Origin of the sequence: Streptomyces sp. NPDC001933, from assembly GCF_042890955.1 — a bacterium.
Taxonomy (GTDB): domain Bacteria; phylum Actinomycetota; class Actinomycetes; order Streptomycetales; family Streptomycetaceae; genus Streptomyces.
Window position 1 is genome coordinate 122871 of record NZ_JBIASS010000009.1, and the last position, 24547, is coordinate 147417.

Here is a 24547-nt window from a genome sequence, read left to right on the forward strand (position 1 = left end):
TGCTGTCGCATACGTCAGTCCTCCCGGCGTCCGAGACCGAACCAGCGTGCCTGTACCACCGCCACGACCGCGATGATCAGTGCGAGGATCACCGCGCCCGCGCTGCCGAGGCCCAGGTTCTGGTCCTGTCCCAGCGCCACGTAGTACAGGTAGACCAGGGGCGGCCTGGCGTAGGGCGGGTAGCCGCGTGCCGTCGACAGCAGGTTGTAGAACTCGTCGAAGGCCTGGAAGGCGTTGATCACCAGGAGCAGGACGACGGCGACGGAAGTCGCACGCAGCTGCGGGAAGGTGATGTGCCTGAAGACCTGCCAGCCGGGGCGCGCGCCGTCGACGGCCGCCGCCTCGTAGAGGGTGCGTGGGATTCGCTGGAGTCCGGCCAGCAGGATCACCATGTAGAAGCCCGCCTGGAGCCACATGCGCACGGTCACGATGACCAGCCAGTACCAGGGCGGGCTGGTGGTCGACAGCCAGGCGATGTCCGAGCCGCCGAACCATCCCAGCACCGTGTTCGCCAGCCCGAACCGTACCCCGTTGAAGATCGACAGCTTCCAGATCATTGCGGCGACGACGTACGAGCAGGCGGTCGGCAGGAAGAAGACCGACCGGAAGAACGCCTGGGCGAAGCGCAGTCGGGCGACCATCAGAGCGAGGGCGAGCGAGAGCCCGTAGGTTGCCGGAACTATGAAGAGCGAGAAGACGACGAAGGTGACGAGGCTGGAGACGAAGGACGGGTCGCCGAGGATCTCGGCGTAGTTGTCCAGGCCCACGAAGTCGGTCGGTGTCACCGTGTTGTGGGCGTCGAAGAAGCTGAGCCACACGCTCCACAGCAGCGGTACGTACGTGAAGAGGGCGAGCCCGGCGGCGAAGGGGCCGACGAAGACCCAGAACCACAGGTAGCGGTTCTGGGGACCCAGCAGTCGCCGTCCCAGCGGCCGTCCGGTGCCTTCAGGTGTCTGCGTGGCTATGACCGCACCCGCTTCAGCTCGGCGTTCGCCGTCGCGACGACCGATCTGATCTGGGCGTCCGGGTCGGCGCCTTCGGTGATGATCCGGCTCAGGGCGTCCTGGTAGGCGGTCTGGCTCCTGCTGGTCCACAACAGGGGCTGTGCATAGCCGTGTTCGGTCGTGAAGCGGACGGCTTCGGCCGCCGCGCCCTTGGCGAGTCCGGCTGCCTTCTTCGCCAGCGAGATCCGGGCGGGAATGTGGAAGCCGTAGGACAGCGCGAAGTCTTCCTGGTAGTCGGTCCGTTCCACCCACAGCCACTTCACGTATGCCTTCGCCGCGTCGATGTGGCTGCTGCGCGCACTGACGGCCGCCCCGTAGGCGCCGACCGGTACCGAGGGCCTGCCGTGTGCCCCGTCGCTGGGGAAGGGCAGGACGCCGAAGTCGTCGCCCAGCGCCTTCTCGATCTGCGGGAGGGCCCACAGTCCCGTCCACTGCATGGCGGTCAGGCCCTGGAGGAACGCGGACGGGTCGGACCAGTCGGTGGGGGCTCCGAGCAGCAGGGAATCGTCCTGGTGGAACCGATTCAGTTTGCCGAGGGTTCTGGCGGCTTGCGGATCGTCGAATCCGACCGTTCCGTCGGCGGTCACCAGTTCCAGGCCTGCGGCGCGGAGCGGGGTGGCGCCGAGCACGCCGGCTCCCCCGTCGTTGCCGAGGAAGAGGCCCTTGACATCCTTGGTCGTCAGGGCCTTTGCGGCGTCGGCCAGTTCGTCGAGGATCTGCGGTGGCCGGACTCCGGCCTCGGCCAGCAGGCTCTTTCGGTAATAGAGCATCTGCATGTCGATGGTCTGCGGGATGCCGTAGATCTTGCCCTTGTACGTCTTGGGGGTGAGGACCGCGGGGTTGAAGTCATCGCGTACCCCGTCCAGCAGGTCGGTGAGATCGGCGACCTGACCACCCCGGATCTGGTCCAGGGTCGGACTGCCCTCGAAGACGTCCGGTGCGTTCTTGGTCAGCAGTGCTGCGGCCGTCTGCTGGTCATAATTGCCGGGCCGCCACTCGATCGTGATATTCGCCTTGCGGTACGCGGCCGCATATCGCTTCACCGCCTGTTCGGTCCCGGCCTCGCCGTACTGGTGGTACCACTGGTCGAGGGCGGGGCCATCACCCGCTCCGCCGGCACGGCCGGTGTTGGATCCGCAGGCGGCGGTGAATGCGAGGGCGCCCGAGGCGGCCAGCAGATACCGGCGGCTGATGCTGTTGGCTGTGGTGCTTGAGTGGGGCATGGTCCATCAGTGTGAGGCCAATACGTGTATGAGTTGTTGCCCGCCCGTGAAACGGCCAGTTATGGCCGAAGGGGCAGTTCGATCAGAGTCTTCAACGGTCAAATGCAGCCAGGGATGTTCAGGCCGTCCTCGTCATGAGCCGACGGCCCGGCTTCGCGAACGCCGAGCCGGAAGGGGCGACGGCACCGCCGAGCAAAGCCGGCGCATCGTGGGCGGGGTGCACGAACGCGCCCTCGCCTCCCTGCCTGAGAGCGACCGCGCAACCCTCCTGGCCGAGGGCCGCCTGAGCACCTCACCGGCCACCGCGGCACCCTCGGCACGGCGGGCGCGGCAGCGCGGCCCGAACGAGAACACCAACGGCCTGCTGCGTCAGTACTTCCCCAAGGGCACCGACCTGGCCCGCTACAGCCGCGAACAGCTGGACGCCCTGGCCGCCGGGCTGAACAGCCGGCCACGCAAAACGCTCGGCTGGGAAACCCCGGCCGAGCGCCTCGCCAAGCTCCTGGCAACAGCCAGTTGATCACTTGTGTTGCAACGACCCCTGGAATTCGCCCTTCGGGGAGTGGGGCCCTTCTCCTGTTCAGCGGGCGAAGCGCCGTCGGCCGGTTCAGCCGGTGGCGTCCTGACGCCTGCGGCGCATCCACCACACCAGGGCCGCGCCGGCGGCGACGACAGCCGCGGCGATGCCGGAGATCAGCCCGATCTGGGTGTCGGATCCGGTGTCGGCGAGGCCGCCGTGCGGGTCGGGCTTGTTCGCCGGCGGCTGGGTGCTCCCGCCGGTCGGGGCCGGGGTCGGGGTCGACGGGTCGTCACCCGGCTTGGACGGGCCGGGATCAGGCTTCGTGGGAGTGGGGGTGGGATTTGGCTTGGGATCCTCGCCTTCGCCGGCCGCCATCCTGCCGCCGCCGAGGTAGAGGGTGTCGGTGTCCCGGTAGGAGACGTCATCGGACTGGAGGGACGTCCTGGTGGTGGTGTCCAGGGTGCGGTGCTCGACGTTGAACCGGGTGCGGGAGATGTTCTGCTTGGGCTGCTTGGAGAAGTCCACGCCGCCGACGCCCTGGTTGTAGACCTTGCCGCCGTACTCCAGCTCGAACCACTCGATGCCCTTCTTGATGGAGTCCATGTAGCGCTTGTGGACGTCCTCGCGGGTCCAGTTCTCGTTGGGCGCGCGCAGCGGCCACGCGGAGACGTCGTTCGAGTCGATGATCTTGTGGAAGTCGGTCGGGGTCTTAGCGTCCTGCTGGCGGATGTACTCGGCGGCGACGCGCGCGGTGTAGACGGCGCGCAGGTCGGCGTAGTCGGGGTCGGTGTTGACCCGGTCCTCCACCAGCGGCATCACGTTCGTGCGGACGCCGGCCTCGATGGCGTGCTTCTGCTCGTCGGTCAGGCCCTTGCACTCGGTGGATCCGGGTGCCTGCCACTCGACGTCCAGCCACTGGGTGGACACCTTCAGGGGTGCGTCGAGGATGTAGATTCCGCCGTCCTGCTCGCGGACCTGGGCGGGCTTGGGCTCGATCCACATGCGCACGCCGGGGAAACAGGGCATGCCGTTCTGGCGGGGTGCGGTGTCCCAGTACCGCTTGGCGCCGGCATGCTTGTCGGGGTTGAGGGCTTCGGAGAAGTCGTGCTTCATCTCCAGGTCCGCTTCGAGCAGGACCCGGCCCGCGTCGGTCCTGCCGAACTTGGCGTCCATGACCCGGTCGGGCTCGTCCGGGTTGAGGTTGACCCAGAACTTCTCCGGGGTGAGTGCGAGCCAGGTGAACAGGGCGTCGGAGGAGAGCTGCATGCGCGCCTCGCCACCGAAGCCGGGGTTCTCGTCGGGGTCGGGCATCTGGTCGGCACGCATGGAGTACTGCATGCCCTTGCCCTTGCCCAGGCCGCCCACGTAGCGCAGTTCCAGGGTGGTGAAGTCGACGCCGCCGGGGCCGCCGCGAGGGAGGGTGCCCCGGGTGTCGAGCCGGCGGGCGTCGGCCTGGATCCTCTTGGCCTGTTCGAGGTTCTTCCCGGATCCGTTGATCCGGTCGTTCAGCGGGCCGCGGGTGCCGCAGTTGGAGACGGCGGCGAGCTGCGTCCTGCCCTGGCCGCCCTGGCAGCCCGGGGCGAACCACCGCTGGTAGTCGGAGTAGCCCTTGATCGGCTTGGTCCGCGGGACGGGGTTGTAGATCCGCTGGTTGCCGCGGACCTGGTTCGTCTGGCCGGGCCGCAGCCGGTTGACGTACCTGTTCAGGTTGTCGATCTTCTTGCGCTGGCCCGTGGTGAACGCCTTCGCGCCGGTGAACCGGAACTTGTGGTCCGGCATGAACCGGGCGATCTTCCGGTCCTTGCCGAGCTGCTTGTTCGTCAGTTCCGAGTTCGACTTGAACTCGTTGAACTCCTTGGTGCGCTGGTTGTAGGCGTCGTACCGGCGCGTCTCGACGACGTTGCCCTGTGCGTCGATGAGTTCGACGGTGACCTCGCACAGCCAGTCCGGTCCGACCAGGCGGAAGTCACGGACGAGCTGGCGTTCGAACGCCGATCCCTTGTGGTTGTTGGTCTGGTTGCGGATGTACCGGTGCTCGAACCAGTGCTCGAAGCTCAGGCCCTCCTTGTTGTGGAAGTACCGGGCGTAGATCTCGAACTTGCGGTCCTCCGGGTCACCGGACTTGTCCGCGGCCTTCTGCCACTCCTTGTAGTTCTTCTCCGTGTCGCCCGGGACCTTCGACAGGGCCTGTGTCCTGTCGGCGGCGGTCGGGGGCTTCACCCCGTCGTACGCCTTGCCGGGCAGGTCGTAGTTGAAGTTCTTCGGGTTGCCCTGCCAGGCGGAGAAATTCGATCCGGTGGGGTCGTTGGGGAACCCCGAGTTCTTCGGCGTGCTCTGGTACTTGCTTCCCAGGTTCTTCACGTCGCAGCGCTTCGCACCCGGCTTGATCCGGGCCGCGACGGCGCGCGGCGCGGCGCTCGCGGTGTCGGTCTCGATGCCGGGCAGGCCGGTCACGGTGATCGCCGAAGCGATCCCGAAAGCGGCCAGGACTCGGCCTGCCAGACGCCACCGCTCGGGTATGCGCAGTGCTCTGTTCAAGTGTGATCTTCCCTCATGAATGGGGCCTTGAGGGGTAGGGGCGGCACGTATGGGCCCCCGTGACATGTACGCGCCGCCCGTTCATCCTAGGCCGGTCCACCACCGCGCAAGAAGGCGGACAGGCGCGTGTCGGAGCGTCAACCAAGCTGATTTCGTTGGACGTTGAGAGCTGCTCAGCCGATGAAGTAAAGGTCTTCCATGTGGCTGGTCGCATGCTCGCTGTGCCGCACCCGGAGCGAGGAGGCGTCCAGATCCGACCTTCCCCACGGGTCCGCGTCCCCGAGGCATGCCGTGGCGAGGGCGCCCCAGTCGTTCTGGTTCGGGTCGTCGTCCAGGTCGAAGTACACGTCGAGCTCTTCGAGCACTTCCTCGGTGATCCCGAGGGCGGACATCACCGCCTGCGGGTCGCCGGTCACGACGAACGGTTCGTCACCGGGCCAGCCACAGGCATGGAACATGGTGCCGTCCGGCAGCCACACGAGGTCCTCGGTGTGCTCGGCACCACAGTGCACCTCCACCCGGCCCACGATCCGCGCGTCGGGGAAGCGCTCACGCAGCCGGGTGGCCTCCGCGAGCAGCGGCATGTCGTTGCCGTCGTCCGCGAAGGCCGGGTCGGAGACCGACATGACGTTCCCCCACACCCCCACCTGGACGACGTCCAGATCAGACCTGGTGGCGACCGTGACCGATTCGCTCTGCTTACGGGGACCGAGGTCTTCGACGACGTCGTCGATCGTCTCCAGGGAGCGGGCGAACTCCTCGGCCCGGTCCGGGGCGTTGGGCGGAAGTCCGGCGGCGTCCACTGTGAACGGCGGGTGGAGGACGGTCAGTTCGTAGCGGCTGCCGCTGCCCCGGGTCATACGGTCGGGAGGCAGGGTCCAGAAGTCGGTGTCAGACATGCCTGTCACCGTAACGGGAGGCCTGATCCCGTCGGGGGTGGTTGCAGCCGGCCGGTCCGGTCCCCCGTCGGCGAGTCCGCGCCGCCGGTGCCGGACCGGCGGCGCGGTCACGGCGCGCTGCGGGTCGCGAGCAGCGATTCGAGTGTGGCGCGGGCGGTGTGCCGACGGGGCAGCCCGGGTAGGGCGAAGTACTCCTCGCCGAGGTCGGCGCCGTCATGGCGGACCGGCCCGTGGAACGTCGCGGAACCGCCGCCGTCGGGCAGGCGGAGCAGTGCGCCGCTGGTGAAAAGGCAGTCGTCGAGCCGCGTGGCGCCGTGGAACTGGGTGCCCGTGAAGTCCGCGTGGGCCGGCCGGCAGCCGCTCAGGTCGAGGTCGACCAGTGTGGCGCCGGAGAGCGGCAGCTTCGCGTCCGGCCAGAACCGGTTGGCGTCCGCCGGCCGCAGATGCGTTGTGAGCAGGTTCTGCGCCGCCTGTCGTACGGCCAGTTCGGCCCGCTGCTCGTCGTCGAGGTCCGTGGCGCCGACCGGGAACGGCAGCGGCATCCGCAGGTACGCGCAGGTCGCGGTGACGATCCCGTCGCGCAACTCGGGCCGGGCGTCGCCAAGAGCGTCCAGGATCCGCAGCCCGGCCAGCCGTACGGACGCCTCGGCTGCCGCCAACTGGTGGGTGTACGGGGCGACGGCGGCGTCGGTCATCAGGCGTGCCGGGCCGTCGTCGGCGGATACCGCCGTCCAGCCGAACGGCCACCGTTGTTCGAGGTCGGTGGCCGCGGCACGGGCGTCGGTGAGGTCGGCGGCGGGTTGGTCCAGGTACACCTGCGAGTCGAAGCGCGCACCGCGGAACGACGCCGCCGCGCCGAACCTCGCCTTCCGGAACCACGCGGCGTCCCGGAAGTGCGCGCCGCGGAACGACGCGGCACCGCGGAACAGCGCCCCGTCCCCGCCCTCCTCCCAGGACTGGTACTCGCCCATCAGGTACGCATCGGGCCAGTGCGGGTCGGCCTCGTTCGGCTCGCTCCAGGGGATCACGGTCGTCGGCCCGAACGTCTCCGTGGAGGCGTCGTCGTCGGGATCCGCCCAGCTCTCGTCCTCCCAGACACCCTCTTCGCCGAAGCCGAACCAGGCGAGACCGTCGAAGCAGGCACCGTCGAACCGTGCCCGGCCGTGGAACCGGGCCCGTCCGAAGACGGCCTCCTCGCCGAACCGGGTGCCGACGAACCCGGCATCGCAGGAGAACACCGCGCGCGCGAACACCACGTCGCCCGCCCATCGCGCGCCCTCGAACGTGGTCGTGCCACGGAACAGGCAGTCGGCGAAGGTCGCCCGGGCGAACCGGCAGCCGGTGAAGTCGATGCCGTCCACGACCGCGCCGGTCAGGTCCACCGCGATGCCGTCCCAGCGGGCGGTGTCCGGCCCGGCCGCGTCCGGCACGGGGCGCAGCCGGTCGGCGAGCATGGCGAGCGCCGCTCGCCGTACCTCCGGCCCGGCCGGATCGTTGCCGCTGTCCGGCCCGGCCGGATGATCGCTGCCGTCCGCCGGGGGTTCGTCCCGGGCCAGGTGCTCGCGGACGAACGCGCAGACCGCCTCCGCCACGTCCGGCCGCAGGTCCGGATGCTCGTCGCCGAGCCGGGCCAGTTCGGTCACGGCGTCCCGCCGGGGACCGGCGCCGCCGCCGCGCAGCCGGCCCGAGGCCGCTCGCACCGCTTCGGCCGCCGGCCCGTCATCACCGATGGCCACCATGGACACCCCGCACGATTGGTTGATCGAATTCCTTGGCTCCCGCAAGGTAGCGCTTCGCCCGGAACCCATCGAGCTCGGCCCGTCGACCCGACCACGCCACCGGCCGCCCGGCCCGGCGCGGCGGCCGCCGCCGGACATTGCGCAGCGGCGGCCGCCGGGTCTCAGCGGATCTCGTCGTGACCGACCGAGCGCGCTCAGTCGGTCACGGCCACGGTTTCGGTCGCGCCCGACTCGCTGCCGTCCGCGTAGAGGACCGTGACGCGGTAGTACACCGTGGTGGCGGTCGGCCGGGTGCCGTCGAACCAGGATCCGCTGCTGGAGTTGTCCTCGGGCTCGGTGCCGATCAGGTCGAACGTCCTGGTCCGCGGGTTCCAGCGGTAGATGTTGAAGCCGGAGACCGCGCTGCCGTGTTCGTTCGTGGCGCTGGAGAGGGCCCATGTGAGCCCGCCCGGCGGGTAGGTGCTGAGGTTCGCGAGTGGTGCGCCGGTCGCGGGCGGGGCGGTCGGGCGGAGGTCCAGCTCGGTAACGTCGGTGACGGTCGCTCCGGTGTCCGGGGTGAGCTGGTTGCCGTACTGATCGACGGCGACAACGGCGTAACGCACCTGCTGCCCGTCGGCCGGTACCGCGTCGTGGAACGCCGTCCCCTTGATCTCCCGCGGCCGCAGGGTCCAGGAGTCCTGCACCGGGACGTACGTCCACTTCCCGTCGAGGAGGGTTCCGCGCAGCACGCGGTAGTGGTCGAGGCCGGGCTCCTCGCTCGCGTTCCAGGAGAGGGTGACACCGTTCTCCTTCGGAGCCGCGGTCACGCCGGTGACCGCGGCGGGGGCGGTCGTGTTGCCGGCGACCGTGACGGCGATCTCCTCGGACGGAACGCCCCCGTTTCTCGCGTGGTCCACGGCGACCACCCCGTAGTAGTACGTGACGCCGGGCGGCGGGGCGGCGTCGGTGAAGCGGGTGCCCTTCACCCCCTTGCCGACCTCCTCGCGCTGGGCCCCGGCGACACCGCGCGGCTGGCGCGACCGGATGACCGAGTAGCCCGCGAAGTCGTCGCTGGTCCGCTCGGAGGCGTCCCAGGTCAGCGTGACGCCTGCCTCGCTCTCCGCGCCCCGCGCGTTGAGGGCTGTGTCCACCGGGCCCGTCAGATCACGGGTGTAGTACATCGCCGTGCCCGAGGCCGCCGACTCGTGGCCGTGCGTGTCGACGGCGGTGACGACGTAGTAGTAGACGTCGCCGGTCTGCGGCAGGGGCCCGCTGTATCCACCGGCCGAGAGCTTGTCGCCGTTCAGCAGGTTCTCGGGGGTGAGGGCGACCGGAGCGGACGTCGAGCGGTACACGCGGTAGCCGGCGAGGTCGGACTCCGTGTTGCTGTCCCAGTAGAGGGTGATCTTGTCCGGATGGCCCATCGCCCAGTTGTCCTCGACACCCTTCGGGGCGGCGGGGGCGGTCTGGTCGAGGGTGGTGATGCCGAGGTCGGCGGTGCCCGAGGAGGCGTTGCCGGCCTTGTCGTAGGCGCGCACCTCGTAGTAGTAGACATTGCCGTCCTTAGGGACGGTCGTGTCGGTGTACGAGGTGGACGTCGTGGTCGCGATCGGCTTCGCGGGGTAGGAAGCGCCCTTCAGCCGCCGGTACACGCGGTACCCGGCGAGGTCCATCTCCTTGTTCCTGGCCCAGCTGATCTTCGTGGACGTGGTCGCCGTGCTGTAGGTGACGGTGGTCCCGGTCGGGACGAGCGGCTTGACCTTGTCGACGGTCGCCGATGTGCGGGGATTATAGGCGAACTTGACGTTGGCGGCGCCGGTCCAGTTGACGAAGTCGACGCGGAGACTGTGCTTGCCCGACGGGATGGTCACGTTGACGGTCTTGGACACGGTGGTGGCGACGTTCTTCCACAGGTCGACCTTGCGGATGCCGTCGAGGTAGACCCGGATGCCGTCGCGGGAGGAGGCATCGAACGTGAAGGGTCCGCCGGAGCCGAAGTCACGGGTCACGGACCAGCGGACGCCGAAATCGTTGGCGGGCATGCCCTTGTAGCCGGGTGCGCCCGTGCCCCAGTTCTGGTCGATCGCGGAGTCGCAGTCCGTTCCCTTGGGGGTCCCGGAGAAGGTGGTGTTCGCGTAGAACGTCCGCTTGAAGACGGGCGATGCGCAGGTCACGGCGGCGGCGGAGGCAGAGTGGGCTGCCGTGAGCAGGCCGCCCGCGGTGGCGAGCACGACGGCGCCGGCAGTGGCGGCCGTCGTGCCTCTGGGTCGGTTCATGCATTCCTTCGTTCTTGATCATCTATGGCGGGACATGACCGCCGAGATCAAGACTCGCGAGGAACGCGCTTGGTTGTAGGCCCAGGAATCCGACTCCGGCCCGGAAATCCGACTCCGGCCAGGTATCCCGGCATACCTTCACATAACGACCGATGGGCGACCCCGGCCCGCATGCGCTATAGTTGATCTTGGAAGTTCGCCGCGACTCGCGGCGGCTGACAATGCGTTGGTGGTCCAAGGAAAGACGCCCCGCTTCCCGTGGGGAAATGCAGGTGCAAGGCCTGCCCAGCGCTCGCTCACGAAGCCCTTCCCCTCCACCGGGGAAGGGCTTCGTCATGTTCCCCTGATGCCGCATGAGGCGCTCACCCGGCCACTGGTCTCACGCCGTGGCAGGTACCGCCGCCGCAGGCATCGCGGGTCGCAGATGACCGGTACGGCGGAGTCCGGTCAGGGCCGCGGCGCACCCGATCCCGAGTGCGGTCAGGGCTGTCCAGGGCAGCCACGGGGCATCTGTGCGGGCGGCGAGGTCGAACAGCGCGCCCACGGCGAGATTGCCGCCGGCCACGGCGATGCCGGCCACGGTGCTGTAGGCGCCGTAGTACGTGGCGACCAGGCGTTCACCCGAGAGCCGGACGAGCGTGTCCATCTCGAACGGGTACAGCAGTGCGGAACCCGCTGCCAGGAGCGCCGCGCACGCCACCAGCCCGGCGAGCCCGAGCAGCGCGGCGAACCCGTGAGCGGGGCGGTGGGGCCCGGGGAGCAGCGGCAGGAACGCCGCCCCCATGACCGCCAGTCCGACCGCGATGGCCTTCGGGGCGTCCAGGCGTTTCCTGGCCCGGTCGGTCAGCCTCAGCTGGCCGGCGACCGCGACCAGGGCGGAGACGGCGAATACCCCGCCCATCGCGGTACCGCTGCCATCGCCGAAGAGGGTGCGGGCCTGCAGGGGCAGGGCGAGGTAGGTCTGGAAAGCCAGCAGGTAGGAGCCGGCCATCGCGGCGGAGAACAGCATGAAGGGACGGTTGCGCAGAATCGTCCGCCAGTCCGCGGCGATCCCCCGCCATCCCGCCTCGCTCTGTGATTCCGCGGCGGGGCGGCGGGCGGGCAGGGCGCGGGCCTGCACGAGCGCCAGAGTTGCGAACACGGCCGCGGAGACCGCGCACACCACGCGGAAGTCAAGGGCGAGCAGGGCGAGTCCGGCGAGCGGACCGAGCAGGATGCCCGCCTGGTAGAAGACGTTGAAGCAGGAGAACGCCTCGACCCGGCGCTCCCCGGCTCCCTCTGCGATGTACGCGCGGACCGCGGGGTTGAACAGGGCTCCGGCAAGTCCCGTGGCGGCGGCGGCCGTGACCAGGGCGGGCAAGGTGTCGGCGAAGGCCAGCAGCGCGAACGCGCCCGTGCGCAGGGCGCAGCCGGCGAGGATCACCGGCTTGTAGCCGATCCGGTCGGCGAGGGTGCCGCCGAGCCAGAACATGCCCTGCTGGGAGAGGTTGCGTACGCCCAGCACCAGACCGACCGCCCACGCCGCGAGGCCGAGGCCGTGGGCGAGGTGGTCGGCGAGGTAGGGCATAAGCATGTAGAAGCCGAGGTTGATGCCGAACTGGTTGACCATCAGCAGCTGGATGCTTGGGGTGAAGGAGCGCATCTGGGTGCGCAGCCGCCTCACCGCGCACCCGCCAGGGCGGTGCGGGCGGCGGCCGGAGCGGGGTCGGTGACCGTGGTGCAGCGGGTCCAGGACGTCACTGTCCGTTCGCCGGGTTCCTTGATCTCTTCCGGCCCGGTCGGCATGGGTGCGTCGAGCAGGTGGTGGCCGTGGCACCAGCCGTCGTTGTAGATGGTGTCGAGGTAGCGGTGGGGGCCGTCGGGGAAGATCGCGGCGATGCGGGTTCCGGCGGGCCGGGTACGGGCAACCCATCCGGCGACCAGTGCGACCGCGCCCACGCTCCAGCCGCCGGAGGCGTAGTGGCTGCGGGCCAGGGTACGGCAGGCCCGGACGGCTTCGGCGGGGGCGACCCAGTGGACCTCGGTGAACGCGTCGTAGGCGACGTTGCCCGGGTGGATGCTGGAGCCCAGTCCGCGCATCAGGCGCTGCCCGGCGGGCTGCCCGAAGATCGACGACCCGGTCGAGTCCACCCCGATCAGGTCCAGGTCGGGGAAGGTCCGGCGCAGGGCGGCGGAGATGCCTGCGGAGTGGCCGCCGGTGCCGACGGAGGCGACCAGGACGTCGATGCGGCCCAGTTGGGCGATCAGTTCTGCGGCCAGCGGGGTGTAGGCGGCGACGTTGTCGGGGTTGCTGTACTGGTCCGGGCACCAGGCCCCGGGGTGCCGGGCGAGCAGGTCGGCCGTCCTCTCGCGCCGCGCCTGTTGCCAGCCGCCCACCGGGTGTGCGGTGGTGACGAGTTCGACGCGGGCGCCGTACGCGGTCAAGGCCCGGCGGATCGCGGGCTCCAGGCCCGGGTCGGTGACCACGGTCACCGGGTGGCCGAAGGTGATCCCGGCCAGGGCCAGCCCCAGGCCCAGGGTGCCGCTGGAGGACTCGACGATGGCCGCGCCGTCGGCCAGGTCACCACGTTCGCGGGCGCTGGCGACCATGTGCAGGCCCGGACGGTCCTTGATCCCGCCGGGATTGGCGCCTTCGAGCTTGGCCCAGAAGCCGCGCCCGGAAGGGGCGAACGGTTCGCCCACCCAGAGCACCGGGGTGTGGCCGACCAGATCGGACGGGCCGCGGGCGGAAGCGGGGGCAGGGGCGTACAGAGGGGCGTTGGCGTACAGGGAGGTGTTCATGGAGGGTGTCACGGCTCCTCACCCCAGGCCTGCGGCAGCCGGCGTGGGGTATCGGCGGGTCAGGGCGCGGACACACGGCCGACCGGGACCCGCCCGGAGGTGCCGGACGGAGTGAGGCAGGGCGGCCGTGCGGGGCCTCTCAGGTCCGTGCCACGCACAAGGCCGTGAGGACACCGCGTCCGCCGAGGGTGCCGTCTCCCGGAGCACGGGCGCCCCCCGCCCCGGCCAGAGCCGCGTCGGGGCCGCACGGCAGGGCATGCACGGTCGGCGCGCCGCCCGGCGAGGGTACGGGCGGTGCGTCGCTGCGGACCCGGTCCACCGTGTGATCACCGGTGTCCGGGCAGCACGGCGCCCGCTCCGGGGCAGAGACCGTGGGCCCGCCGCCGAGTGCGGCCACGGGGGCGGCAACGGTGTAGGCCGTGCTCATCGGATAGTGCGGACTGTCGAACGCCGGACCGTGGCTGTGGACGCAGCCCATCAGGTGGAAGGCCACCCAGAGGAGCACGACGAGGACGCCACTGTCCCGCATGCGGCGAGGCGCCGGGGGGAACGACGCCGCACCGATCATGCACTCAAAGTATCCTGACGGACACTCAAAGTCATATCGCGTGGGGTGTGTTGCGCGGGTCAGCCGTCGGGAACTCGATGCGCGCGACGGCCAGGGCGGCGGGGGCCGGGCCGGGCGGGAGTTCGACGCGGCGGCCTTCGAGGGCCGCGCCTGGTTCACCGAGAAGACCTTCGACGTCACCGAGGGTCTGCGCTCCGCCACGTTCACACACGATCCGACCCTGATCGGCTGAGCCCACCCATGGGCCGCCCCGCCCGACGACCCGTGAGGGCGTTCGATGTCGATCCGGGGTGGCCGTCGCGCGGCGCCCGGCAGGAGGCGGCCCGGGTGCGGTCGGCGAACAGGCCGGCGGTCTCGGCGGGCGGGGCATGAGGTCACGCCGGCGCAGGAACGATTCGGCAGATGCCGAACCGTTCCTGACCTAGCGTCGGAGCCATGACGCACACGACGCATGTGTTCGACCGCTATGCGGATATTTCGGCGGCGCTTGCCGACCCGGCGCTCGTCCCGGAGCTGCCGGCTTCGGGCGGCGGTCCGGCTGCGGAGGGTGGTCCGGCTTCGGGCAGTAATCAGGCTTCGGGCAGTGGTCCGGCAGGGGTCGGCGTCGCGTGGTTGCGTGCCACCGTGGCCCGGTTCAGCTCCGGTGAGTCCCACCGGCGACGGCGGGCTCTGGTGGAGGCCGAACTGGCCCGGCTGGAGCCCGCCGCACTACGGCGGGCGGTTGCGGCAAGGCCCGGAGGGGAGGTCCGGGTGCGGGTGGTGCGTACCCTTGCCGAGTCTCTGGGGATGCCGGATCCCGGGGCGGCCGCGGAGGCGGTGACCGTGGTGGCCGGGGCCTATTTCGGAGCCGCGGACGCGACCCCGGACGAGGACGGGGCAGTGGCCCGGCTGGTGGCGCAACTGGCGCCAGTGCCCACGGATGAAGCCGCTCTGGAGACCGCCGCCAACCGCATCGGGCTGCTGGTACAGGCCTGCGCGGCGACGGCCGCGCTGGTGGAGAACGCGGCCGGCAGCGACGTACCGCTGGCCCGGATACTCCGGGAAGTTCCGCCGGTACCGGCCATGCGCCGGGTCGCCGCCCGTGCCACCCGGGTCGCCGGACGAGAGATCGGCGAGGGCGATGCGGTGCTCCTGGACCTTGCGACTGCCAACCGTACGCACCCCCTGCCCCTCACCTTCGGCGCACCACCGCGGGTCTGCCCCGGCCGGGCTCACGCACTGGCCATGGCCGACGGCCTGCTCCAGCGCCCGCGGACCGCCTTCGCGCGTCTGCACGACCAGGTGACCCCGCTGCTGCTCCCCAATGCCTGGGACTACGCCTCCGCGGCCATTCTGGCGGCGCAGGGCTTCCCGGCGATCGGCACCACGAGCCTCGGCGTCGCCGCGGCCGCCGGCCTGCCGGACGGGGCGGCGGCGACCGTCGAGGAGACCTTGGCTCTGGCCCGCCGGCTCGGACAGGGTTCCTTCCTGTTCAACGTCGATATCGAAGGGGGTTTCAGCGATGACCCGGAGAAGGTGGCCGAGCTGGCCAGAAGGCTGTACGACGTGGGCGCCTCGGGGATCAACCTCGAAGACGGGCGCCCGGCCGGCACCCTCGCCGCCGTGGAACTGCACGCCGCGAAGATCGCCGCGGTCAAGTCCGCCGTGCCCGAGCTGTTCGTGAACGCCCGCACCGACACCTACTGGCTCGGACGCCAGGAGGAAGAGACCGAGCCACGCCTCGCGGTGTACGAACAGGCCGGCGCTGACGGGGTATTCGTGCCGGGGCTGTCGGATCCGGACAGGATCGCCGCCCTTACGGCAGCTCTCACCGTCCCGCTGAACATCCTGTACACACCGACCGGACCCGCCTTCGCCGAACTGGCCGCGCTGGGCGTGCGCAGGATCAGTCTCGGCTCCCTGCTCTACCGCAACGCCCTGGCGGCGGCCGTGACCACTGCGACCGCCGTCCGCGACGGCCTGCCGACAGAACTTGCGGCCCCCTCTTACCCGGAGGTACAGGCGATGGGGGCGCCTGCCGGGATGCCGCGCAGATCCATGTGATGCCTCAGCGCCTGGAGCCGGCGCCCGGCTGCGATCAGTCGCCGCCGACCCGGCACCCCCGGCGTCAGGGTCGAGTGCGGGGGAAGTGAGCGGGGCGCAGTGGGGGCTGGACTTGCCGTGGACGTTGCGCGGTCTGCGGGTACCCGGAGTGGAATGCCGGAGCAGGAATCCGCGCGGACGCGTCGGTGTGTTTGCTCTCGTTCTCGTGAAACCGATGCGCGCCGTACACCAGCAGCGCCCAGGCCAGGCAGGCGAACGCCGCCGTGTGCAGGAGCGCGCGGACGATGTTCCAGCGGACCCACTTGCTCTCGAAGTCCGCGCGGATCTCCGCAAGTTGCCCGACATGGCCGGGGTCGCCGGCGCGCGCAAGTTGGTCGTTGAGAGGGACGTTGACGCCGCTGGTGACCATGAAGGCCACCAGGTAGAGGACCAGTGCGGCGATCAGCCAGGGCAGCACGGGGCGGCCGTGGCCGCGCCAGGCCAGCACGACGGCGAGAGCGAGGAGAGGGATCGTGCCCATGAACGGGAGCATGAAGACCGGGTTGAGGATGGCCTTGTTGATGCTCCGCATCGCCTCGACGAGGGTGTGGTCGGACGATTTGGCCGTCGACGGTCACGCTCCACGCGGGTGTGACGCGTGAGCGGCTCTTGCCCCGGGCCGGCACGAAGTACCTGATCGCAGGGGTCGAGCAACTGCGGCCGTGTTGGGTGCAGCCACACGTTGATGGGGGCGACCGGCTGACCGGCAAGGTTGCTCCGCGGCCGCCGGGCACTGTCCCGTAATCCCTGGTGGGACAGCCCTCAAGCGGACTTCCTCAGCGTCTTCCCGGTGACCATCACCCCCGTCAGGACTGCCGCGGCCAGGGTGCCGGTGATCGCCATGGTGATGGCTCCGGTGTTCAGGTGCAGGCCGACGTCGGACGAAGTGGCCTGGGAGAGACCGGAGGCCATTGCCGCCAGCGGGGGCAGCGTCACCAGGACACCGAGGCCGGCCCCGACGGCCACCAGCAGGGCGGTCTCGCCGGCGGCCAGCTCGAGGAGCTGGCGGACGGTGCCGCCGGCGGACTTCATCACCGCGTAGTCGCGGCGACGGCCGTGGGCCGCCATGGCCATGCTGTTGGCGACGGCGATCACGCTGTAGCCGACGGCGATGGCGATGAGCATGGCGGCCAGGCTGTCGGTGAGCTCGGCGTCGGTGTTGTAGTCGTCGAGGGCGTACCGCATGGCATCGTGCAGGGCGGTGCCTGGGACTTCGGCGGAGGCCTTGCTGCCAGCCGGGACGAAGATGTCGTCGGTGAGCGCGGCCGGGTCGTGGGCCCGGACCAGGTCGCGGGCGACCACGAAGTCACCGCGGGCCGGGTCGTCGGGCAGGACCTCGCTGATCCTCAGGTCGACGCCCGCACCGTCGGCGAACCGGACCGGGACGCTCTGGCCCCGCTTCAAGCCCAGGTCGGATGCGGTGCGCCGGCCGAGGACGGCCTCGCCCGGTCCGTTCCACCGGGCGTCACGGGTGCCGAGCACGTCCAGGACGGTCCGCTTCTCACCGACGAAGGCGCGGGTCGGCAGGGCTGCCTTGCCGACCGGGTTGGCGGCGACGACCTCGTCGGTGTTGCCGGGGGTGCCGTCGGAGGTGACGATCGTCTGGCCGGCGACCTTCAGGGCCTCGCCTGCCGGGTAGGCCACCCGCATCGTCTCCACCGCTCCGCTGAGCAGGACCGCGAAGCCGACTGCGGCGATCACGGGGGCCACCAGGGAGGCGGCGCGGCGGGGGTTGGCGGTGAGTTCGGAGCGGATCAGGAGGGCAGCGGCCGAGCCGCGTTTCCGGAAGGGTGCGGTCAGGCACCGGCCGACGGGGCCGACGAGGGCCGGGGCCAGCAGGGCGGCTGCGACGATGAGCGTCATGGTCGCGAAGAGCGCCGTGCTGATGCGGTTGTCGGCGCCGGTGGTGGCGGTGGCGATGGCGAGGACGGTGCCCAGGCCGAGGACGGACAGTCCGGTGATCCAACGGCCTCGCCCCATACCGTTGTCGGCGGGTCGGCTGTCGAGCAGGGCCTCGATCGGGGCGACCTTCGCGGCCTTGCGGCCGGCGGCCCAGGCACCGATGACGCTGACGCCGATACCGACCGCGGAGGCGGTGAGCAGCGGCCAGGCGGCCACGGTGACCTCCATGCCCGGCGGGGTGACGTCCAGTCCCTCGAGGATGTCGTGCAACAGCGGGGCGGCGGCGATGCCGGCCAGACAGCCGGCGATCGAACCGAGCAGGCCGACCACGGCGGCCTCGCCGAGGATCATGCGGCGGATCTGGCCGGGTGCGGCGCCGATGGTGCGCAGCAGGCCGATCTCCCGGCGGCGCATGCCGGTCGACAGGACCAGCATCGAGGCGACGACGAAGACCGTGGTGAACAGGCCGAGGACAGCCATGGCGCCGATGAGCTGGACGCCCAGGGAGCGCTTGTGCTCGATGTATCGGGGCTGGAGTTCGGAGCGGGCGTCGCCGGAGACGACCGTGCCCCTGTCGCCGAGGGCCTGTCGTGCGCCGGAGGCGATGGCGGCGGTGGACGCCCCCTTGCCCGCGATCAGCGCGAGGGCGCCGACGCCGGGCTGCTGCTCGGCGGCGAATGCCTCGCTGAAGTAGTAGCCGGGGCCGTCGACGGTGCCGACGACGGTGAACGGAGTGCGGCCCTCGGTGATGTTGACGGTGAGCTCGCTGCCCACTGCCACGCCCAGGGCGCGGTCGACGACGACCTCGCGGTCCCCGCTCGGGGCCCGGCCGGAGACCAGCCGGTAGGGCGCCATCCGGGTACTTTCCCAGCCGTGGCCGGCCTCTGCGGCGCCCTCGTCGGCGACGGGCCTGTCGCCGCGGAGTGCCTGGGCGTAGAAGGAGCGGTCCACCACGACGGCGGCGACCCCGGGGACCGCGGCCAGCTCGGCCTGGACCGGTGCGGCCTCGGCCGGGCTCCACGCGATCCGGTCCTCGGGGCTGCTGTCCGTGTCGAGGGCCTGCTCGGGCAGGGCCAGGGCGGCGGCGTCGGTGTAGCGGGGCTGGGTGGTGGGGCGGGAGGAGTCGTGGATGACCAGGGTGGTGGTGATGAGGCCCACGCCGACCAGGACGGCGAGGAAGGCTCCGAGGAAGCCTGCCCAGCGTTCCCGTACGTTCGCGATGATCAGCATCACGCCTCCAGCCGGGCCATGTGAGCGGCGATCACAGCGGCGTTGTCGCTCTGCGGGTCCCTGTCCAGCGGGATCCGGTCGGCGATCCGGCCGTCCTTGATGAAGACGACGACGTCGGCCGCGGAAGCCGCCACCGGGTCGTGGGTGACCATCAGGGTGGTCTGGCCCTCCCGGTCGACCAGCATCCGCATCATCCGCAGCACCTCGCGGGAGGTGACGGTGTCCAGGGCACCGGTGGGCTCGTCCGCGAAGAGGACGTCGGGGCGGGTGACCAGGGCCCGTGCGAGGGCCACGCGCTGCTGCTGGCCGCCGGAGAGCCGGCTGGGCCGGTGGTTCGCGCGCTCGGTCAGACCGACCGAGGCGAGCGCGTTCGCGACCTGCTCGGGCTCGGCCTTGCGGCCGGCGAACCGGGAGGGAAGTTCCACGTTCTGGGCCGCGGTCAGCGACTCGACGAGGTTGAAGGCCTGGAAGACGAAGCCGATGTGCTTGCGGCGGAGCTCGGTGCGCTGTTTCTCGTTCTGCTTGCCGATGTCGACTCCCGCGAGAACGATCTGTCCGTCGGTCGGCCGCTCCAGTCCGGCCGCGCACTGCAGCAGGGTGGACTTCCCGGAGCCGGAGGGGCCCATGATCGCGGTGAAGGTACCGCGGGAGAAGCCCATGGAGATGCCGTCCAGCGCGGTCACCGCGTGGTCGCCGCTGCCGTGGACCTTGCGCACGCCGTGGAGTTCGACCGCGTCCTGTACGGAGGTTCGCCTCGTTGTCGTCATGCGTCGATCTCACTGCACGAGAAAGGGGCCGGGCACTGATCCACTCTCTACTTCCGAGGTAGTGCAGGCTCTACCTCGGAAGCCCGAACTGCCGGGCTACGGTGGCCGCATGCGTCCCACAACGGCCTGGCAGGCCATGGCTCAGCGCCCCATGAGCTTTCTGACGTCGAGCTGGCCCTGGAGGTCCCTGGCCTATCTCGGCAGCGGCGTCCTGTTCGGGACGGCGGCGGTGGCGATCTTCGCCGCCGGTCTGGCGGTGGGTGTCGCGCTGCTGGTGGTGCTGATCGGGATCGCCCCCCTGGTGGGTCTGGTGCTGGCCTCCACGGTGGTGGCCACGGCGGAGCGCCACCGGCTCCGGCTGGTGGACCTCGACCGGTTGCCGGACCCGCACCGGCGCCCGGACGCGCGCGGGACCAAGGCGTGGGTGGCCACCCGGCTCAAGGAGCAGGTGACCTGGCGGGAGCTGATGTTCACGCTGATCTCGACGGCCGCGCTGTGGTGGCTGGATCTGATGGTGCTGGGCTTCTGCTTCGGGCTGCCGGCCGTCTTCTTCGGCTCGCTGGACGGCGAGACCTGGCCCTGGGCGGTCTTCGGCGTGATCGTGCTGCTGGCCTCGCCGTACACGGTGACCTCGTGGGCGGGTGCGCGCGCCGCCATGGCGCGTACCTTCCTGGCCCCGCGCGACCGGGAGCTCGGGGAGGAGCTGCGCGAGGTGCGTGCCTCGCAGGTCCGTCTGCTGGACTCCTTCGACGCAGAGCGGGTACGGATCGAACGCGATCTGCACGACGGGGCGCAGCAGCGGCTGGTGTCGCTGGGAATGACCCTCGGGATGCTGCGCCTGGACACCCCGCCGGATTCCCCGCAGTCCGAGCTGCTGACCCAGGCGGAGAAGCAACTCTCCTCCGCTCACCAGGAGTTGCGGGCTCTGATCCGGGGGCTCAATCCGCCGGTGCTGGCCGATCACGGGCTCGTCGCGGCGATCGAGGACTACGCCGCCCGGTTCCCGATCCCGGTCACGGTGGACCTTCGGCTGCCCGAGGAGCTGCCCAGGAAGGTGGAGACGACCATGTACTACCTCCTCAACGAGGCGATGACCAATATCGCCAGACACAGCGGGGCCGCGAAGGCGGAGGTGCGCGGTCGATACCATGCCGATCTGTTGATCTTCGACATCACGGACGACGGCCGCGGCGGCGTGGACACGGAAGCGGGCAGCGGCGTGACCGGGCTGGCCGACCGGGTCAAGGCACTCGACGGCCGTATGCGGGTGTCGAGTCCGGTCGGTGGTCCCACCCTGTTGCATGTGGAGGTTCCGTGTCGCTACGCCTGATCGTGGCAGAGGACGCCGTGTTGTTGCGCGAAGGCCTGGTCGGGCTGTTGCAGCGGGTCGGGCACGAAGTGGTGGCGGCGGTAGGTGACTCCGACGCCCTGGTCGCGGCCGTGCGCACCGAGCGGCCCGATCTGATCGTCACCGACGTACGGATGCCGCCGACGCTGAGCGACGACGGCCTGAGGGCTGCCGTGCAACTCCGTGAAGAATTCCCCGGTTTGCCGGTACTGGTGCTCAGTCAGTACGTGGAACGCTCGTACGCGCTGGGCCTGCTGGACTCCGGCGGTGGGGCCGGGGTCGGCTATCTGCTCAAGGAGCGGGTGGCCGCGGTGGCCGATTTCACGGCCGCCGTCGACCGGATCGCCATCGGCGGCACGGTGGTGGACCCGGAGGTGATCCAGCAGCTCGTGCGGCTGCGGAAGGACCCCCTGGAGAGGCTGAGCCCCCGGGAGCGCGAGGTGCTCGGTCTGGTCGCCCAGGGCCGCACCAATTCCGCCATCGCGGCCGAGCTGTTCATCAGCGATGCCGCCGTGAACAAGCACATCGGCAACATCTTCTCCAAGCTGGACCTGCCGGTGGCCACCGAGGGGCACCGGCGGGTGCTGGCGGTGCTCGCCTACCTGCGGGCCTGACAGGGTCCCGTCCTCCCCAGGCTGCCCCCGTCCCGGCGGTCGGCGGAATGCGCGTGGCACGTACGCGGCAACTCGCGATCGGAGGACGTCCCGGTCGGACCCGTCCGGTCCATAGACTTGAGTCTCCAGTGACTGGAGACAGCAGAGTCGGGGACATGGACGTCACAACCCTCCACTCGATCGGGGATCTTTCCCGGCGGACCGGCCTGTCCGTGAGGACCATCCGGTTCTACTCCGATTCAGGGGTGGTGACTCCGACCACCCGAAGCCCCGCCGGCTATCGGCTCTACGACCGCGACGCACTGCTTCGTCTGGAACTCCTCCGCACCCTGCGCGAGCTGGGCATCGGCCTGGCCACGATTCGACGGGTACTGGACCGTGAGCTCTCGGTGGCGGAAGTCGCCGCGGCGCACGCCGACGCCATCGACGTCCAGATCCGGATGCTGCAACTGCGCCGGAGCGTTCTGCGGGTCGCGGCCGGACGCGGGTCCGATCCCGAGGAGACCAAGCTCATGCACAGGCTCACGCAGTTGTCCGGCGAGGAACGCCGACGCTTGATCGACGAGTTCGTGGAGGGCACCTTCGGCACAGCCGATGCCGACCCGGCCGCGGTGGCCATGGTTCGCGCTGCCGCTCCCAGCCTCCCCCACGATCCGTCCAGCGAGCAGGTCGCCGCATGGGTGGAACTCGTCGAGCTGATGGGCGACGAGGACTTCCGGGCCCGGATGCGCCGGACGGCCATGTGCCAGGCCGGTGGGCGCATGCTCGGCATCGAGAGCGCGGCCGGCGAGGAACTGATGCGGTTCACCCGTCAGAAGGTGGCCGAGGCCATGGAGTCGGGCATCGACCCACTCGGCAACCGGGCCGGGCCCGTCGTCGACGGCCTTGTGCACCGCTTCGCCGAGGCGTTCGCGCGCATCCCTGACACGGAGTTCCGGGACTGGATGGCCCAGCAGTTCGAAGAAGCGCACGATCCCGGGGTGGATCGGTACTGGCGGCTGGTCTGGATCGTCAACGGCTGGCAGGTGGTGCCGAACCTGATCCCGGTGTACCCCTGGCTCGTCCAGGCCCTGCGAAACGACCGGGACGCGTAGCCATCGCGGTGGAGGCGGCTCCGTGACGCCCGATCGGACCACCGGACGAGCAGGACACTTCTGTCCGGGGGCCGACCCACGTGGTCGGCAGAGGCCGGAGATCGGTCACGGACGGGGGTAGACGCCGCACGATGTCACCGGTTTGCCGTTCGCATCGTCAAGGCAGACCCCGACGTACGAGCCGCCGCCGACGACATCCGCGGGGAGTGTGGCCGGCACCGAAGTCACCGTGTTGCAGTGCGTACTGCTGCTCCTGGCGCCGAGCGGGTTGGCATAGCCGTCGAACACGCTGTACCACGCTCTGCGGCAGCCGACCGACTTCAACGTCCCGGTGAAGTCCACCGACCGGTTGTACCAGGTCAAGGTGCCCGTGATGGAACTTCCGGCGCCGTCGGAGACTTTGACCGGGGTGGTGGGGTAGGCGGCGGCCGTGGCCGGAGCCGATGCGACGGCCGGCGCGGTCAGTGCCGTGGACATGGCCAGGCCCGCCGCGGCGAAGAGGGTGAGAGCAGTTCGGCGCAACACGACGTATGTCTCCTTTGGTATGAGTTGCGGGATGACGCCACAAGGTTGCCCGCAGCCCTCGCACATCAACCCTGACGAATGCCGGGGTTCCGGCGCCGGAGGAGGTGTCCCTGTGACCGGCTTCCGCAGCGGACCACACCCTGATCCATCGGACAGCCCTGGCTAGGACTGGGGTTGCAGGCGTACAGGGAGGGCTTTCAGGTGCCAGTTGACGGGGTTGGTGCCGCGTTGCAGATGTTCCGGGTCGGTGGTGAGCTGCAGGTCGGGGAAACGGCTGAGCAGCGCGGTCAGAGCCGCGGCGGTCTCTTCCTGGGCGAGGTGCGCGCCCAGGCAGCGGTGTGCGCCGTGCCCGAATCCGAGGTGGGATTCCTTGCTGTTGCGGGTGCGGCCGAGGTCGAGGCGGTCGGGGTCGGTGAAGGCGGCCGGGTCGCGGTTGGCCGCGGACACGATCGGAAGGACGGCCTCCCCGGTACGTACGGGGGTGCTGCCGACCGTGGTGTCGCAGGTGGCGTAGCGGGGCAGCGCGCGCACGACGGGGCCGCAGTAGCGCATGAGTTCTTTGACGGCGTGTGGCATGAGAGTGGCGTCTTCGCGCAGCAGGGCGAGCTGGTCCGGGTGGGTGAGGAGTGCTTCGGTGCTGTTGGCGATGAGGTTGACGGTGGTGATGTGTCCGGCGACGACGAGGTTGGTGATGAGGGCGACCAACTCGTCGGTGCTCAGCCGGTCATGGTGGTGGGGCGCGAGCAGTTCGGAGATGAGGTCGCCGCCGGGGTGTTCGGCATGGTGGTCGACGAGGGCGTGCGCGTCCTCGACCATGCCGGCGAGCGCGGCGCCCAGTTCGTCACCGCAGATACCGGCGGTCAGTGTGGCGCTCCGCGCGCGCCAGCGGTCACGGTCGGCTTCAGGGACGGCGATGAGCTCGCAGATGACGGTGATGGGCAACGGCCGGGCGAAGTGCTCGATGAGGTCGACGACTCCGTTCTCCGCGTGGCCCGGCAGGCGGTCGAGCAGTTGGCCGGCGATTGCCTCGATCCTGGGGCGCAATGCGGCCACACGGCCCGGGGAGAACGCGGCGGTGACCAGGCCGCGGAGGCGTCGGTGATCGACGCCGTCCGCGTCGAAGATGCCGGCACGCAGGTATTTCTCGTGCCCTGCATACATGCCGCGGGCCTGCCAGGTCTGTTCGGTACGGTGGGCCACCGGCGCGCCGGGGACGGTCGCGGCGTCAATGGTGAAGCGGGGGTCGCTCATGACCGTACGGATGTCGTCGTGGCGGGTGGCCACCCACATCGGGTCGACTCCTTGCACACGTCCCCGCACCATCTGTTCCCGTTCACGGACGGGCGCGTAGGCGGTGAACGGATCGCGAACCAGCTCCTGATCGGCCAGGTCCAGCAGTTCTCCGTCGGGCTCGATGGTGCCGTGTTCCGCCGCAGTCACTTCGGAGCCTCCAAAGCG

19 protein-coding genes and 1 pseudogene are annotated in these 24547 nt (G+C 70.4%); 6 read left to right on the forward strand and 14 right to left on the reverse strand.

What is annotated here, in order from left to right; translation table 11 throughout:
• Positions 1-14: 14 nt before the first annotated feature.
• Together ACFYY7_RS22825 and ACFYY7_RS22830 are read right to left on the reverse strand one after the other, a co-directional pair.
• The gene (locus tag ACFYY7_RS22825) at positions 15-965 is read right to left on the reverse strand and encodes a carbohydrate ABC transporter permease (protein ID WP_388664215.1); all 951 of its coding nucleotides are present in this window, start codon (positions 963-965) and stop codon (positions 15-17) included.
• On the reverse strand, positions 962-2227 hold the full coding sequence (locus ACFYY7_RS22830; protein WP_388663933.1) for an ABC transporter substrate-binding protein: 1266 nt from the start codon (positions 2225-2227) through the stop codon (positions 962-964). The genes ACFYY7_RS22825 and ACFYY7_RS22830 overlap by 4 nt, the downstream gene beginning before the upstream one ends.
• 331 nt (positions 2228-2558) lie before the next feature.
• Here ACFYY7_RS22830 and ACFYY7_RS22835 point away from each other — a divergent pair.
• Positions 2559-2747: pseudogene (locus tag ACFYY7_RS22835) on the forward strand (transposase); the annotation flags it as partial.
• An 87-nt stretch (positions 2748-2834) separates the two neighbouring features.
• On the opposite strand, the gene ACFYY7_RS22840 reads toward ACFYY7_RS22835, so the two are convergent.
• From ACFYY7_RS22840 to ACFYY7_RS22870, 7 genes are all read right to left on the reverse strand, one after another.
• Positions 2835-5285, reverse strand: a complete 2451-nt coding sequence (locus tag ACFYY7_RS22840) for a hypothetical protein (protein WP_388663935.1) — start codon at positions 5283-5285, stop codon at positions 2835-2837.
• A gap of 173 nt (positions 5286-5458) precedes the next feature.
• The gene (locus ACFYY7_RS22845) at positions 5459-6184 is read right to left on the reverse strand and encodes a DUF6333 family protein (RefSeq protein WP_388663937.1); all 726 of its coding nucleotides are present in this window, start codon (positions 6182-6184) and stop codon (positions 5459-5461) included.
• 107 nt (positions 6185-6291) lie between these two features.
• On the reverse strand, positions 6292-7920 hold the full coding sequence (locus tag ACFYY7_RS22850) for a pentapeptide repeat-containing protein (RefSeq protein ID WP_388663939.1): 1629 nt from the start codon (positions 7918-7920) through the stop codon (positions 6292-6294).
• Positions 7921-8117: 197 nt separating this feature from the next.
• A complete protein-coding gene (locus ACFYY7_RS22855; protein ID WP_388663941.1) occupies positions 8118-10178 on the reverse strand; it encodes a PA14 domain-containing protein in 2061 nt (686 codons plus the stop codon).
• A 379-nt stretch (positions 10179-10557) separates the two neighbouring features.
• Entirely contained in the window at positions 10558-11841 is a 1284-nt protein-coding gene (locus tag ACFYY7_RS22860) for an MFS transporter (RefSeq protein WP_388663943.1), read from the reverse strand.
• Entirely contained in the window at positions 11838-12959 is a 1122-nt protein-coding gene (locus ACFYY7_RS22865) for a PLP-dependent cysteine synthase family protein (protein WP_388663945.1), read from the reverse strand. The genes ACFYY7_RS22860 and ACFYY7_RS22865 overlap by 4 nt, the downstream gene beginning before the upstream one ends.
• Before the next feature lie 139 nt (positions 12960-13098).
• Positions 13099-13488: a hypothetical protein gene (locus tag ACFYY7_RS22870; protein WP_388663947.1), complete on the reverse strand. Its 390-nt coding sequence runs from the start codon at positions 13486-13488 to the stop codon at positions 13099-13101.
• Positions 13489-13567: 79 nt separating this feature from the next.
• On the opposite strand from ACFYY7_RS22870, the gene ACFYY7_RS22875 reads away from it, so the two are divergent.
• Positions 13568-13759: a hypothetical protein gene (locus ACFYY7_RS22875; RefSeq protein ID WP_388663949.1), complete on the forward strand. Its 192-nt coding sequence runs from the start codon at positions 13568-13570 to the stop codon at positions 13757-13759.
• A gap of 203 nt (positions 13760-13962) precedes the next feature.
• Positions 13963-15570 (forward strand): isocitrate lyase/phosphoenolpyruvate mutase family protein, encoded by a 1608-nt coding sequence (locus tag ACFYY7_RS22880; RefSeq protein ID WP_388663951.1) that lies wholly within the window; start codon positions 13963-13965, stop codon positions 15568-15570.
• 64 nt (positions 15571-15634) lie between these two features.
• On the opposite strand, the gene ACFYY7_RS22885 is transcribed toward ACFYY7_RS22880, so the two are convergent.
• The 3 genes from ACFYY7_RS22885 to ACFYY7_RS22895 all read right to left on the reverse strand — a co-directional run bounded on the left by ACFYY7_RS22885 (position 15635) and on the right by ACFYY7_RS22895 (position 19508).
• Positions 15635-16141 carry a DUF1772 domain-containing protein gene (locus tag ACFYY7_RS22885; protein WP_388663953.1) on the reverse strand — a complete coding sequence of 169 codons (507 nt, stop codon included), beginning with the start codon at positions 16139-16141 and terminating at the stop codon, positions 15635-15637.
• Positions 16142-16371: 230 nt separating this feature from the next.
• A complete protein-coding gene (locus tag ACFYY7_RS22890) occupies positions 16372-18741 on the reverse strand; it encodes an FtsX-like permease family protein (RefSeq protein WP_388663955.1) in 2370 nt (789 codons plus the stop codon).
• The gene (locus ACFYY7_RS22895) at positions 18741-19508 is read right to left on the reverse strand and encodes an ABC transporter ATP-binding protein (RefSeq protein ID WP_388663957.1); all 768 of its coding nucleotides are present in this window, start codon (positions 19506-19508) and stop codon (positions 18741-18743) included. The genes ACFYY7_RS22890 and ACFYY7_RS22895 overlap by 1 nt, the downstream gene beginning before the upstream one ends.
• 109 nt (positions 19509-19617) lie before the next feature.
• Here ACFYY7_RS22895 and ACFYY7_RS22900 point away from each other — a divergent pair, with 109 nt between their 5' ends.
• From ACFYY7_RS22900 to ACFYY7_RS22910, 3 genes are all read left to right on the forward strand, one after another.
• The gene (locus ACFYY7_RS22900) at positions 19618-20838 is read left to right on the forward strand and encodes a sensor histidine kinase (protein WP_388663959.1); all 1221 of its coding nucleotides are present in this window, start codon (positions 19618-19620) and stop codon (positions 20836-20838) included.
• Positions 20838-21470: a LuxR C-terminal-related transcriptional regulator gene (locus tag ACFYY7_RS22905; protein WP_388664217.1), complete on the forward strand. Its 633-nt coding sequence runs from the start codon at positions 20838-20840 to the stop codon at positions 21468-21470. The genes ACFYY7_RS22900 and ACFYY7_RS22905 overlap by 1 nt, the downstream gene beginning before the upstream one ends.
• A gap of 155 nt (positions 21471-21625) precedes the next feature.
• On the forward strand, positions 21626-22564 hold the full coding sequence (locus ACFYY7_RS22910; protein ID WP_388663961.1) for a MerR family transcriptional regulator: 939 nt from the start codon (positions 21626-21628) through the stop codon (positions 22562-22564).
• Between the two features lie 105 nt (positions 22565-22669).
• Here the strand turns inward: ACFYY7_RS22910 and ACFYY7_RS22915 are convergent, their stop codons facing one another.
• Together ACFYY7_RS22915 and ACFYY7_RS22920 are read right to left on the reverse strand one after the other, a co-directional pair.
• Positions 22670-23089 (reverse strand): hypothetical protein, encoded by a 420-nt coding sequence (locus tag ACFYY7_RS22915; RefSeq protein WP_388663962.1) that lies wholly within the window; start codon positions 23087-23089, stop codon positions 22670-22672.
• 162 nt (positions 23090-23251) lie between these two features.
• Positions 23252-24529 carry a cytochrome P450 gene (locus tag ACFYY7_RS22920; RefSeq protein ID WP_388663963.1) on the reverse strand — a complete coding sequence of 426 codons (1278 nt, stop codon included), beginning with the start codon at positions 24527-24529 and terminating at the stop codon, positions 23252-23254.
• Between the last annotated feature and the right edge of the window lie 18 nt (positions 24530-24547).